Raw genomic sequence first — 12,658 nt, 5'->3', positions numbered from 1 at the left:
GTGAACAGTATGGAATTCAAACTGCCCGACCTCGGGGAAGGGCTCACGGAGGCGGAGGTCGTCCGCTGGCTCGTCGAGGTCGGTGACGTCGTGGCCGTGGACCAGCCGGTCGTCGAGGTCGAGACGGCCAAGGCGATGGTCGAGGTGCCGTGTCCCTACGGAGGCGTGGTGACGGCCCGCTTCGGCGAGGAAGGCACGGAACTTCCCGTGGGGGCGCCGCTGTTGACCGTCGCCGTCGGCGCTCCGGCCGGGTCCGGTGCCCTGGAGACGACGACCGGGGGCCGGGCCCCCGAGGAGCCCGCCGAGCGGGCCCTGCAGACGGCCGCCGAGGAGGCCTCCGGGAACGTCCTCGTCGGGTACGGGACGGCGGCGGCTCCCGCCCGCCGCCGGAGAGTACGGCCCTCGCGGCCCGCACCCCGCACGGCCGCCGCGCCTCCCGTGGCGCCCCCGGCGCAGGACCGGACCGTGGCCCCCGCGCGCGGGGACGGCCCCATTCCGGTGATCTCCCCGCTCGTCCGCAAGCTGGCCCGGGAGAACGGCGTGGACCTGCGCGCCCTCGCGGGCTCCGGCCCGGACGGGCTCATCACGCGCGCGGACGTCGACGCGGCGCTCACGGCGGACCGCGCCGGCACGAGGGCCACCGGAGAGGCCACCGGCGAGGACGCCGAGGCGCGCCGGACCAGGGCGATCGAGGCGGCCGCCCGCGAGGACGACGAGCTGATCCGCGAGAACCGGGCCGCTGCGCGCCACCAGGTGGCGGCGGGACAGGAGCCGCAACACGCCGGAGCCGTGAGCCGGCACACGCTGACCGGCATACGGGGCCTGGTCGCGGACAAGATGTCCCGCAGTCGGCGCGAGATACCGGAAGCCACCTGCTGGGTCGACGCCGACGCGACCGAACTGCTCGCGGCCCGCAAGGCCATGAACGCCGCGACGACGGAACGGGACGGCCACAAGGTGTCCCTGCTCGCGCTGCTCGCCCGCATCAGCGTGGCCGCGCTGACCCGGTATCCGATGCTCAACTCGTCCGTGGACATGGAGGCGCGCGAGGTACGGCAGTTCGCCGACATCCACCTCGGTCTCGCCGCGCAGACCGACCGCGGCCTGGTCGTTCCGGTGGTGCGGCACTCCCAGACCCGTACGACCGACTCGATCAACGCCGAGCTGATCCGGCTCACGGAGTTGGCGCGCAAGGGCACGCTCACGCCGGGAGAGCTCACCGGCGGGACCTTCACGCTCAACAACTACGGGGTGTTCGGAGTGGACGGTTCCACGCCGATCATCAACCACCCCGAGGCGGCCATGCTCGGGGTGGGCCGGATCGTGCCCAAGCCGTGGGTGCACCAAGGGGAGTTGGCGGTGCGGCACGTGGTGCAGCTGTCCCTCACCTTCGACCACCGGGTGTGCGACGGCGGCACCGCGGGCGGCTTCCTGCGCTATGTGGCCGACTGCGTCGAACAGCCGGCGGTGTTGCTGCGGTCGGTGTGACGGGTGTGACGAGCGTGAGGGATGTGACGGGTGGGAGGGGTGTGATGACGGGTGCACCTGAAGTGACGTAAGTCCTTTGCCCGTAAGGCCCTTCGCGGGGGTGGCAATGATCCTTCGTATGCCCATACTCAGTGGGTGACCACGAACGAGGGCGGTCCGCCCGAGCCCGCCACGCCGTACGACGCCGTCGTCCTCGCCGGCGGTGGCGCCGCGCGGCTCGGCGGCGCGGACAAGCCGGGCGTGCGGGTCGGCGGCCGGACGTTGATCGACCGGGTCCTCGCGGCCTGTGCGGGCGCCGGGACCACGGTCGTCGTGGCCGCGCCGAGGCCGACCACGCGTCCCGTCGTGTGGGCGCGCGAGGAACCCGCGGGCGGCGGGCCGCTGGCCGCGCTCGCCGCGGGGCTGCGGCACACCTCGGCGGAGCGGGTGGTGGTGCTCTCGGCCGACCTGCCGTTCCTGGGTGAGCGGACCGTAGGCCGTCTGCTCGCCGCGCTGGGCGAGAGTGGTGCGGACGGGGCGGTCCTCACGGACCCCGAAGGGCGGGATCAGCCGCTCGTCGCGGCCTACCGGCGGGACGCGCTGTGCCGGGAGATCGCGGGGCTCGCGGAGGAGCGGGAGGCGGGTGGCCGCTCCGCGGATGTCCGGTCCCCACACCTCCGAGGGCTCTCCGGGTTGCCTCTGCGGTTGCTCGTCGCGCGGCTCGGGCTGGCCCGGGTCGCCGACCCCGTCGCCGCATTCGACTGCGACACCTGGGACGACATCGCCACCGCCCGGGCGCGGATCAGGGAGCATGGGCACGTGTTGGATGAATGGATTTCCGCAGTCAAGGACGAGCTGGGCATCGATCTCGATGTCGACACCGGCGCCCTCCTCGACCTCGCCCGCGACGCCGCGCACGGCGTGGCCAGGCCGGCCGCACCGTTGACCACGTTCCTCGTCGGATACGCGGCGGCGCAGGCCGCCGCGCGGGGCGGCGGCGCAACAGCCGACGGCGCCGAGGCGGTGGCCGAGGCGACGCGCAAGGCCGTCGCGCTCGCGGCCCGCTGGACCGACGAGGACCAGCAGGACGAGAAACCCGACGCCAAGCCCGGCTCCGCGACCGATGCCAAGCCCGGCTCCGCGACCGATGCCAAGCCCGGCTCCGCGACCGATGCCAAGCCCGACACCGCGACCGACTCCTCGCCCCGCACCCGGCCGGACGCCGGATGACCGGGCAACCCGCGCCGGACGCCGATCTCGACGAGGCACTCGCCCTGGTGAACGGCGACCGCGACGTCAGCCGCAACCGCGACCGCGACGTCAGCCCCGACCGCAGCCACGACAAGAGCGCGCCCCAGGCCTCCCCGGCGACCACCCCAGCCGCCCGAACCGCCGCCCGAACCGCCGCCCGAACCGCCGCCCGGTCCACCGCCCAGCCCGCCGCCTCACCCTCGCCCGCCTCCACCCCCGCACCCGCCTCGGCACCCGCCCCCACCCCTTGGCCCGCCGCCCGCGTCCGGGCCGAGCGGGCCGCGCCGCGGCCGACGGTCGAGCCCGTCCCGGTTCCCCTGGACCGGGCCCTCGGCCTGATCCTCGCCGCGCCGCTCACCGCTCTCACGGACCTGCCGTCCTTCGACACCTCGGCGATGGACGGCTGGGCCGTCGCGGGGCCGGGGCCCTGGGACGTGCGGGCCGAGAAGATCCTTGCGGGGCACGGCCGTCCGGACGCGCTCTGCGACGGGGAGGCGGTGCGCATCGCGACGGGTGCCCGCATCCCGCAGGACGCCACCGCGGTGCTGCGCAGCGAGCACGGCACCCTCGACGACAAGGGCCGGCTGCACGCGCTGCGCGAGGTGGTCACCGGCCAGGACATCCGCCCGCGCGGCCAGGAGTGCCGCTCCGGCGACCACCTCCTGCCCGCCGGCTCCCTGGTGACCCCCGCCGTGCTCGGCCTGGCCGCGGCCGCCGGATACGACACGCTCGCGGTGGTCCGCAGGCCGCGGGCCGAAGTCCTCGTGCTGGGCGACGAGTTGCTGACGGAGGGCCTCCCCCGCGAAGGCCTCATCCGGGACGCGCTCGGCCCGATGCTGCCGCCCTGGCTGCACGCGCTGGGCGCCGACGTGACCGCCGTGCGGTTCCTCGGTGACGACGCCGAAGCGCTCCACGAGGCGATGCGCTCGTCCGCCGCCGACCTGATCGTCACGACGGGCGGTACGGCGTCGGGGCCGGTCGACCACGTACACCCGACCCTCGACCGGCTCGGCGCCGAACTGCTCGTGGACGGCGTCGCCGTGCGCCCCGGGCACCCCATGCTGCTGGCCCGCGTCCGACCCGGACAGCACGTCGTCGGGCTGCCCGGCAACCCGCTCGCCGCCGTCTCCGGGCTCCTGACGCTGGCCGAGCCCCTGCTGCGTACGCTCTCCGGTCGCGCGACCGGCTGCGGCGGCCCCTCGACGTACACCGCTCCCCTGCGCGACCCCGTGCAGGGACACCCCCACGACACCCGCCTCGTCCCCGTCACCCTGCGCTCCGACCGGGCCGTGCCGCTCCGTTTCAACGGTCCGGCGATGCTGCGCGGCATCGCGGCGGCCGACGGGCTCGCGGTCGTACCGCCCGGCGGGGCGCGGGAGGGGCAGGAGCTGGAGATCCTCGACCTGCCGTGGGCGGTGCCGGACGTGGGTACGGGAACGGGGCCGTACGGCGCGGGCAGCGCGGACGGCGAGGAGTGTTTCACGTGAAACTTCCCGGGCACGACGCGATGGCGCGCCACCCCGAAGAGCAGCAGATGACCCAGCGGATCAAGCTGCCCCGGCGTACGGTCGAGCGCCCGTTGCGCCAGGTCACCCGCCGTCTCGCGATGGCATTGCTGGTGCTCGCACTGACGACGTTCATCGTCTGGGTGGACCGCGGCGGCTATCACGACAACTCGGACAGCCGCGTCGACTTCCTCGACGCCACGTACTACGCCACGGTCACGCTCTCCACCACCGGCTACGGCGACATCGTCCCGTACAGCGACAGCGCGCGGCTCACCAACATCCTCCTGGTCACGCCGTTGCGCGTGCTCTTCCTGATCATCCTGGTCGGCACCACCCTCGAAGTGCTCACGGAACGGACGCGCGAGGAATGGCGTCTGTCCCGCTGGAGGTCCAACTTGCGTGAACACACCGTCGTCGTCGGATTCGGCACCAAAGGCCGGTCCGCGATCCAGACCGTCCGTGCCACCGGCCTGAAGCCGGACCAGATCGTCGTGGTCGACCCGAGCGCGAAGGTCATCGAGGCCGCCACGGCCGAGGGCTTCGCGGGCGTCGTCGGTGACGCGACGCGCAGCGACGTGCTGCTCCGCGCCGAGGTGCAGCGGGCGCGCCAGATCATCATCGCGACCCAGCGCGACGACACGGCGGTCCTTGTCACCCTCACCGCACGGCAGTTGAACCGCGGGGCGAAGATCGTGGCGGCGGTGCGCGAGGAGGAGAACGCGCCGCTGCTCCGGCAGTCCGGCGCCGACGCGGTGATCACCAGCGCCAGTGCGGCCGGACGGCTGCTCGGCCTCTCCGTGCTCAGCCCGAGCGCGGGCATGGTCATGGAAGACCTGATCCAGCAGGGCAGCGGGCTCGACATGGTCGAACGGCCGGTGATAAAGGCCGAGGTGGGGCTGAACGTGCGGGAGACGGACGACCTGGTCGTGAGTGTCGTACGAGGGCACCGCGTGCTCGGGTACGACGATCCGGCTCTGGGGAAGCTGCAGTTGACGGACCGGCTGATCACGATCGTCCGCGCCTCACCGGGCACGGCCGTCGCCCCGGACTTCAAGCCGCTGCCCCCGAACTGACGCGGGCCGTTCCCGGAGACGAGCGATCAGGACCGCGCCCACGACAGGGGCCGAGCACTCCTTCCCGGCACCCCGCGTCGCCGTTCCCCGACCGGCCCCGCGGCCGTGACGCGAGTAGCCTCGCCCGCATGTATGCGATCACGATCCCCGAACCCGGCGGCCCCGAAGCGCTCGTATGGGCCGAGGTCCCCGATCCCGTGCCCGGCGAGGGCGAGGTGCTCGTCGAGGTGGTGGCGAGCGCCGTGAACCGGGCCGACCTGCTGCAGCGGCAGGGCTTCTACAACCCGCCGCCCGGCGCATCCCCCTACCCCGGCCTGGAGTGCGCGGGCCGGATCACCGCCCTCGGCACCGGCGTCTCCGGCTGGGCGGTGGGGGACGAGGTGTGCGCGCTGCTCTCGGGCGGCGGCTACGCGGAACAGGTCGTCGTGCCGGCCGGTCAGCTGATGCCCGTGCCCGCGGGCGTCGACCTCGTGACGGCGGCCGCGCTGCCCGAGGTGACCTCGACCGTGTGGTCCAACGTCTTCATGATTTCCCACCTGCGACCCGGCGAGACGCTGCTCGCGCACGGTGGTTCGAGCGGCATCGGGACCATGGCGATCCAGCTGGCCAAGGCCGTCGGCGCGAAAGTCGCCGTGACGGCGGGCAGCAAGGAGAAGCTGGAGTTCTGCCGGGAGTTGGGGGCGGACATCCTCATCAACTACCGCGAGCAGGACTTCGTCGAGGAGATCGAGCGGGCCACCGGGGGCGCGGGCGCGGACGTCATCCTCGACAACATGGGCGCGAAGTACCTGGACCGGAACGTGCGGGCCCTCGCGGTCAACGGCCGCCTCGCGATCATCGGTATGCAGGGCGGCGCCAAGGGTGAGCTGAACATCGGCGCGCTCCTCCAGAAGCGGGCCGCCGTCACCGCGACCTCGCTGCGCGGCCGTCCGGCGGCTGAGAAGGCCTCGATCGTCGCGGCCGTACGGGAGCACGTCTGGCCGCTGATCGGCGGGGGCCACGTACGGCCCATCGTGGACCGTACGGTGCCGATGCGGGACGCCGCGGCGGCGCACCGGGTCCTGGAGGAGAGCGGGCACATCGGCAAGGTGCTCCTGACCCGGTAACAGGTCAGGCTCGGCCCCCGCGGGTGATCTCCGGCCGCGGGGGCGCCGTGACGCAGGCCGCACGGTTCTCGCGTCCCTTCCGGGGCCTCCCGCTGTCACCTTCCGTGGTCCTCCCGCTGTCACCTCGCGAGGCGCCATTCCGCCGTATTCCGCCGCACGCCTGGTCGAGATGCCGGATATAAGCCTTCATGTGAGGCTTGTCACCATCGTCGTCAGTGCAGCGATGCCCTTGATCGATGGTTCCGATGATTCCGACGGCCCGGTGACGGGAGGGGGTCAGCGCGGTGGAAGCTTCACGGGCTGGACGGCGTGCGGTCCTGGTGGCGGGCGCGTTGTTCGTCGTTCTCATGGCGGTCGTGCCCGGTCTCGTCTCGTACGCGGCGGCTCACCCCCCGCCGAGGCGTCCGGTCGCCACCGTCGACGAGACCTCCCGGGCCGGAAGCAGGCCGGGCGAGGGGCGGGAGCGGCCCGGCCAGGCCAGGCCGCCGCTCACGGGCCTGCCGCAGATGCCGCAGGCGCCCTACACGCCGCCCCCGAGCCCCCCGAAGCCCGACCCGCTCCCCGTCACCCACCAGGACACCGCCTCCGACCCCACGGAACGCACCCCCACCGGCCCCGTGCTCCCCAACCTGCGCGTCCTGCCCCTCGGCGGTGGCCTGCTCCTCATCGGCCTCGGCCTCGGCTTCCTCGGCCTGCGGCTGCGCCGTGGCTGAGGGTGGATCAGTCGCTTCCGGGGGCACCACCGATGTGTGAGGCAGGCGTGCGAGAGAATGGCGGCATGGAGATGCCGAGGAACGAACGGTCGCCGGAGAGCCCCCAGGTCCTGGTCGTGGGCCAGGACGGAATGGCTCTCGGTGGTGGCGGAGACGACGAATCCCGCGAGGTCCCGGTGACGGAGATGGTCGAACAGCCGGCCAAGGTCATGCGCATCGGCAGCATGATCAAGCAGCTTCTGGAGGAGGTGCGGGCGGCTCCTCTCGACGAGGCGAGCCGGGTGCGCCTCAAGGAGATCCACGCCAGCTCCGTCAAGGAGCTGGAGGACGGCCTCGCCCCTGAGCTCGTCGAGGAGCTGGAGCGGCTCTCGCTGCCCTTCACGGACGAGTCGACGCCCAGCGACGCGGAACTGCGCATCGCGCAGGCCCAGTTGGTCGGCTGGCTCGAAGGCCTCTTCCACGGGATCCAGACGACGCTGTTCGCGCAGCAGATGGCGGCGCGGGCCCAGCTGGAGTCGATGCGGCGGGCGCTGCCGCCCGGCGTCGGCGGCGACGAGGAGGACGAGGGCGGCGGCATCGCCGGGCGCACGGGAGGCCCGTACCTCTAGCCCCCGGACCCGCACGGACGCCGACACCGGCACATACGAAGAGGGGCTCGGTACGCATCACGCGTACCGAGCCCCTTCTTCACGAGGTGTGCCGCCAGGGATCAGGCCGGATTGCCCGTGGAGATGTCGAACTGGATGTCGACGTTCTTCGGGTCGACCTCCGTGCCCTCCTTCGGGGTCTGCCGCATGACGGTGTCCTCCCCGTAGGCGTTCTCATTCACCTTGCGCTTGTCGTAGCTCCAGCCGGCCGCCTGCAGGCAGGAGAGGGCCGACCGCCAGTCCTTGAAGGTGAAGTCAGGGACCTTGATCTTGTTCTCGTCGTTGTAGCCCTCTTCGGGGTCCGTGCACTTCTCGGTGTCCATCACCATGTTGCGATTCGGACCCTTGTGCCCGGCCACCGGCTGCTTCGACTTGTCGCCGCCGGCCTCCTTGCCGCCCTCGTCGTCGCCGCTCATCGAGACGGCGGCGACCAGGCCGCCGACGGCGAGCAGCGCGACGACGATCGAGCCGACGACCACCGGCATGTTCCGCTTGCGGCCACCGGAACCGCCCGGACCGGCCGGGGCCGTCGTCGCGGGCTGCGGCGAGAGGTTGTACGGCGGCGGGGTGTGCGCCCCCTGCTGCGGCGCGTACGCGTTGACGGGCGGCGGGGTCTGGTAGGCGCCCTGCTGCGGGTAGCCGTAGCCCGGGGTGGGCGCGGGCGTCGGCGCCGGGGTGGACGGGCCGTACTGCCCGGGGCCCGCCTGGTACGGGGTCTGGACCTGGCCGTTCTGCGGCAGCGACGCGTCGACCGGCGGGAAGACTGCCGCGCCCACGCCCGCGCCGCTCGCGGTCTGCGAGCCCGGCACGATGCTGGGGGCCGCCGCCTGGAAGGACTGGGCGACGCGCAGGCACTCGTCGCGCATGGCCTCGGCGGTCGGGAAGCGCTCGTTCGGGTTCTTCTTGAGCGCGCGGGCGACGATCGCGTCGACCGCGGGCGGCAGGGAACGGTTGATCGAGGAGGGAGCGACGGGCTCCTCCTGGACGTGCGCGTACGCGATCGCGAGCGGCGAGTCCGCCTCGAACGGCAGCCGCCCGGTCACCAGCTGGAAGAGCATGATGCCGACGGAGTAGAGGTCGCTGCGCGCGTCGACGCCGCGGCCGAGCGCCTGCTCGGGCGAGAGGTACTGCGGGGTGCCGACGACCATGCCGGTCTGGGTCATGGAGGTGACGCCGGACTGCATGGCGCGGGCGATGCCGAAGTCCATGACCTTCACGACGTTGCGCTTGGTCATCATCACGTTGCCGGGCTTGATGTCGCGGTGGACCAGGCCCATCTCGTGGCTGATCTCCAGCGCCGCGAGCACATCGGCGGTGATCTTCAGTGCCTGGTCGGACGGCATCGCGCCGAACTGGGCGACGGACGCGTCGAGCACGGAGCCGAGCGGCTTGCCCTCCACGTACTCCATGACGATGTACGGCATCGGAGCGCCGTCGCCCCCGGCGGAGCCGCCGTCGGACAGCGTGTCCTCGCCCGTGTCGAAGACCGACACGATGTTGGTGTGCGTGAGCTTCGCCACCGACTGGGCCTCGCGGCGGAAGCGCTCACGGAAGGACTGCTCGCGGCCGAGTTCGGTGTGGAGTGTCTTGATGGCGACCTGGCGGTCGAGCACGGTGTCGTAAGCGAGGTGCACCGACGCCATGCCGCCCTCGCCGAGCAGATCGCGCAGTTGGTAGCGGCCACCGGCCAGCGAACGCCCCGCGTACCGCCCCTGTGCGCCGTCCTGGCTGCTCATCTCGTGCGTCCCCCATTGGCGCGGTTGCCGGACGGCTCCGCGGCTGGTGATCGATTGACCGCTTATTCCAGGCCAAGTCTGCCCCAGGACGATGACGCGTCAAGCTCGGTGCCCGTTCCGTGACCGTACGCGCAAGAAGCGTCTCGGAAGCGTTACAAGTTTGCGCGCGGGACCCCGCGAGGGCTTTGATGTCCGGTCCACGTCGAACCGGGGGGCGGCGCGAAGGCTGTAGCGTGGCCCGTCGGAGTACCCGGTATCGCGACGTACTCAGCACCAAGTACCACGACCAGAAACGACGGCGAGGACTGATGGCACAGACGCAGCGCGCTCAGGGCCCGTCCGACCCCGAGGCGTCCGGCGGCGGTATGTCAGACGCGCCTGAATTGTGGGGCAATGGCGGGCTCGTCGGCGACGGCCGTTACCGGCTGACCCACAGACTCGGCCGGGGCGGCATGGCCGAGGTCTTCGCGGCCGAGGACGTACGTCTCGGCCGCACCGTCGCGGTCAAGCTGCTCCGCTCCGATCTCGCCGAGGACCCCGTCTCCAAGGCCCGTTTCACGCGTGAGGCGCAGTCCGTCGCGGGCCTCAACCACCACGCTGTGGTGGCGGTGTACGACTCCGGTGAAGACGCCGTCGGGCCGAACGTCGTCCCGTACATCGTCATGGAGATCGTCGAGGGCCGGACGATCCGCGATCTGCTGCTCAACGCGGAGGCGCCGGGTCCGGAGCAGGCCCTGATCATCGTGTCCGGTGTGCTGGAGGCCCTGGCCTATTCGCACCAGCACGGCATCGTGCACCGCGACATCAAGCCCGCGAACGTGATCATCACCGACACCGGCGCGGTGAAGGTGATGGACTTCGGCATCGCGCGCGCCCTGCACGGCGCGCAGTCGACGATGACCCAGACCGGCATGGTCATGGGCACGCCCCAGTACCTCTCGCCCGAGCAGGCGCTCGGCAAGGCCGTCGACCACCGTTCCGACCTGTACGCGACCGGCTGTCTCCTCTACGAACTCCTCGCGCTGCGGCCCCCGTTCACCGGTGAGACGCCGCTCTCCGTGGTCTACCAGCACGTCCAGGACCAGGCCGTGCCGCCGTCCGAGGTCTCCGACGCGTCGCCGCCGGAGCTGGACGGGCTCGTCATGCGCTCGCTCGCCAAGGACCCGGACGACCGGTTCCAGACGGCGGAGGAGATGCGCGGCCTCGTCCAGTACGGGCTGCAGATGCTGCACGAGCAGGGCAGCCACACGGGCACCTGGAACACCGGGCCCGTCGCGATGCACGAGGGCGGCAGCACCCCGGCCATGGGCGTCGCGGGCACCACCGCGATGGCCCACCCGGACTCCGGAACCGCGCAGATCCCGAGCCCGATGCTGCGGCCGCCGGGTGACGACGGCGGTTTCGACGGCGGTCACCGCGGCGGCAAGGGCGGCCGCGGCAAGGTGTTGATCTTCGTCGTCCTGGCGATCATCGCCATCGCGGTGGGCGTCGCGTTCGCGCTGAACGCGAGCGACAAGAAGGACCACAAGGACCCGACGAAGTCCCCCTCGCCGAAGCACTCGCAGTCGAAGGACCCGAGCAAGAGCCCGGACAAGGAGACGTCGAACGAGCCGACGGACCCGGACACGGACACCGGCGGGGAGACGTACAACCCGACGCCGAACCGGCCCACCAACCCGACGGGCCCGACGAACAGGCCGACGCAGCCGACGAACGAGCCGACGCAGCCGACGAACGAGCCGACCGAGCCGACCACGGACCCGACGACGCCGACCACGGACCCGACCGAGCCCACCGGCGACCCGACGGACCCGGGCGACGACGAGGGCGCGGGCAACGGCGGCGGCGAGGGCGAAGGGCTCTGACGCCCGGCGCCGTACGGCTCAGAGGACGTGCTGGAGCCGGCGGTCGTACGCGGCCGCCCGCAAGGTGTGGACCGTGCTGAACTGCGGCTGGATGCGCAGGTAGACCGGGTCGAAGAGGTCGCCGTCCACGAAGTGCGGACCGGGGCCGAAGAGCTCCAGCTCCGCGTTGGTCGGCTCCACGCGGTCGCAGAGGCCGACGCACTGGACGGTCCACTGGGCGTCGCGCGCGCTCGTGACGTTGAGGTTGTCCGCGCCGTACGCGACGACACTGCCGATGCAGGCCCGGTGGTAGCCGTATCCCTTGTGCATGCGCAGGAGGATCTTGCCGTCCACGACGATGTGCCGGGCCGCCGCGAGGAAGGGCAGCGCGCGCATGCTGGTCGCCACCCGGCCGTAGTCGGTGCGGCTGAGCAGTTCGAAGGCGCGCTGTTCATCGGTGGGCATACCACCCACTTTGGTTGATGGACAGGGTGTCGGAAAAGGGGATCCCGCCCCCACAAAACGAGGACGTAAGTCCCTCAACCGTCAGGCGCTCCCGTACGTCACCGGTCGCCGCCCCCGTACGGCGCCCGGCCCCCCGACGGGGGTGTCAGTGCTTCTCCGCCTGCATGCGCGCCACGTACGCGGCCGCCTGCGAGCGCCGCTCCATGCCCAGCTTGGACAGCAGGCTGGAGACGTAATTCTTGATCGTCTTCTCGGCGAGGTGCAGGCGCTCACCGATCACGCGGTTGGTCAGACCCTCGCCGATCAGGTCCAGGATCTTCCGCTCCTGCTCGGTGAGGTTGGCCAGGCGGTCGTCGCCCTTGGCGTTGTTGCCGTCCCGCAGCCGTTCGAGCACCCGGGCCGTGGCGACGGGGTCGAGCAGGGACTTGCCCGCGGCCACGTCACGGACGGCGGTGAGGAGCTCATTGCCGCGGATGGCCTTGAGGACATAACCGGAGGCACCGGCCATGATCGCGTCGAAAAGGGCCTCGTCGTCGGCGAACGAGGTGAGCATCAGGCATTTGATGTCCTCGTTCTGCGAGCGGATCTCGCGGCACACCTCGACGCCGCTGCCGTCCGGCAGGCGTACGTCGAGCACGGCCACGTCCGGCCGGGTCGCAGGGATCCTGACCAGGGCATCTGCCGCGGTGCCCGCCTCGCCGACCACCTCGATGTCGGACTCCACGGAGAGCAGCTCATGGACTCCACGCCGGACCACTTCGTGGTCGTCGAGGAGAAATACCGTAATTTTTCCGTCTTCGCGCACGGAGCCAGTCTCACACACGATCTCTTTCCGTGCCCGGGCGGAA

General features: G+C 72.0%; 11 protein-coding genes. 8 read left to right on the top strand and 3 right to left on the bottom strand.

The genetic code is table 11. The features are described 5' to 3' along the window. Positions 1-9: 9 nt before the first annotated feature. From ACZ69I_RS32285 to ACZ69I_RS32255, 7 genes are all read left to right on the top strand, one after another. A complete protein-coding gene (locus ACZ69I_RS32285; RefSeq protein WP_470836131.1) occupies positions 10-1,488 on the top strand; it encodes a dihydrolipoamide acetyltransferase family protein in 1,479 nt (492 codons plus the stop codon). A gap of 135 nt (positions 1,489-1,623) precedes the next feature. Further along, a complete protein-coding gene (locus tag ACZ69I_RS32280; RefSeq protein WP_470836130.1) occupies positions 1,624-2,697 on the top strand; it encodes an NTP transferase domain-containing protein in 1,074 nt (357 codons plus the stop codon). Continuing rightward, the gene (locus tag ACZ69I_RS32275) at positions 2,694-4,205 is read left to right on the top strand and encodes a molybdopterin molybdotransferase MoeA (protein WP_470836128.1); all 1,512 of its coding nucleotides are present in this window, start codon (positions 2,694-2,696) and stop codon (positions 4,203-4,205) included. Before ACZ69I_RS32280 ends, ACZ69I_RS32275 begins: the two co-directional genes overlap by 4 nt. Further along, entirely contained in the window at positions 4,193-5,299 is a 1,107-nt protein-coding gene (locus tag ACZ69I_RS32270) for a potassium channel family protein (protein ID WP_467674549.1), read from the top strand. The genes ACZ69I_RS32275 and ACZ69I_RS32270 overlap by 13 nt, the downstream gene beginning before the upstream one ends. A 128-nt stretch (positions 5,300-5,427) precedes the next feature. Next, complete coding sequence (locus ACZ69I_RS32265; RefSeq protein WP_470836127.1) at positions 5,428-6,405, top strand: NAD(P)H-quinone oxidoreductase; 978 nt, start codon at positions 5,428-5,430, stop codon at positions 6,403-6,405. Positions 6,406-6,689: 284 nt separating this feature from the next. Then, complete coding sequence (locus ACZ69I_RS32260) at positions 6,690-7,118, top strand: hypothetical protein (RefSeq protein WP_470836125.1); 429 nt, start codon at positions 6,690-6,692, stop codon at positions 7,116-7,118. A gap of 65 nt (positions 7,119-7,183) precedes the next feature. Beyond that, positions 7,184-7,726, top strand: a complete 543-nt coding sequence (locus tag ACZ69I_RS32255) for a bacterial proteasome activator family protein (protein ID WP_467674543.1) — start codon at positions 7,184-7,186, stop codon at positions 7,724-7,726. 101 nt (positions 7,727-7,827) lie between these two features. On the opposite strand, the gene ACZ69I_RS32250 is transcribed toward ACZ69I_RS32255, so the two are convergent. Beyond that, positions 7,828-9,501 (bottom strand): protein kinase domain-containing protein, encoded by a 1,674-nt coding sequence (locus ACZ69I_RS32250; RefSeq protein ID WP_470836124.1) that lies wholly within the window; start codon positions 9,499-9,501, stop codon positions 7,828-7,830. A gap of 308 nt (positions 9,502-9,809) precedes the next feature. Here ACZ69I_RS32250 and ACZ69I_RS32245 point away from each other — a divergent pair, with 308 nt between their 5' ends. Continuing rightward, a complete protein-coding gene (locus ACZ69I_RS32245) occupies positions 9,810-11,366 on the top strand; it encodes a protein kinase domain-containing protein (protein ID WP_470836122.1) in 1,557 nt (518 codons plus the stop codon). An 18-nt stretch (positions 11,367-11,384) separates the two neighbouring features. Here ACZ69I_RS32245 and ACZ69I_RS32240 read toward each other — a convergent pair whose 3' ends face one another. After that, on the bottom strand, positions 11,385-11,810 hold the full coding sequence (locus tag ACZ69I_RS32240) for a pyridoxamine 5'-phosphate oxidase family protein (protein ID WP_467674536.1): 426 nt from the start codon (positions 11,808-11,810) through the stop codon (positions 11,385-11,387). Positions 11,811-11,955: 145 nt separating this feature from the next. Then, positions 11,956-12,615 carry a response regulator transcription factor gene (locus tag ACZ69I_RS32235; protein WP_355812362.1) on the bottom strand — a complete coding sequence of 220 codons (660 nt, stop codon included), beginning with the start codon at positions 12,613-12,615 and terminating at the stop codon, positions 11,956-11,958. Between the last annotated feature and the right edge of the window lie 43 nt (positions 12,616-12,658).

The sequence above is a fragment of the Streptomyces sp. NPDC036815 genome, assembly GCF_055609205.1.
This window is presented reverse-complemented; position numbering and strand designations above follow the sequence as displayed.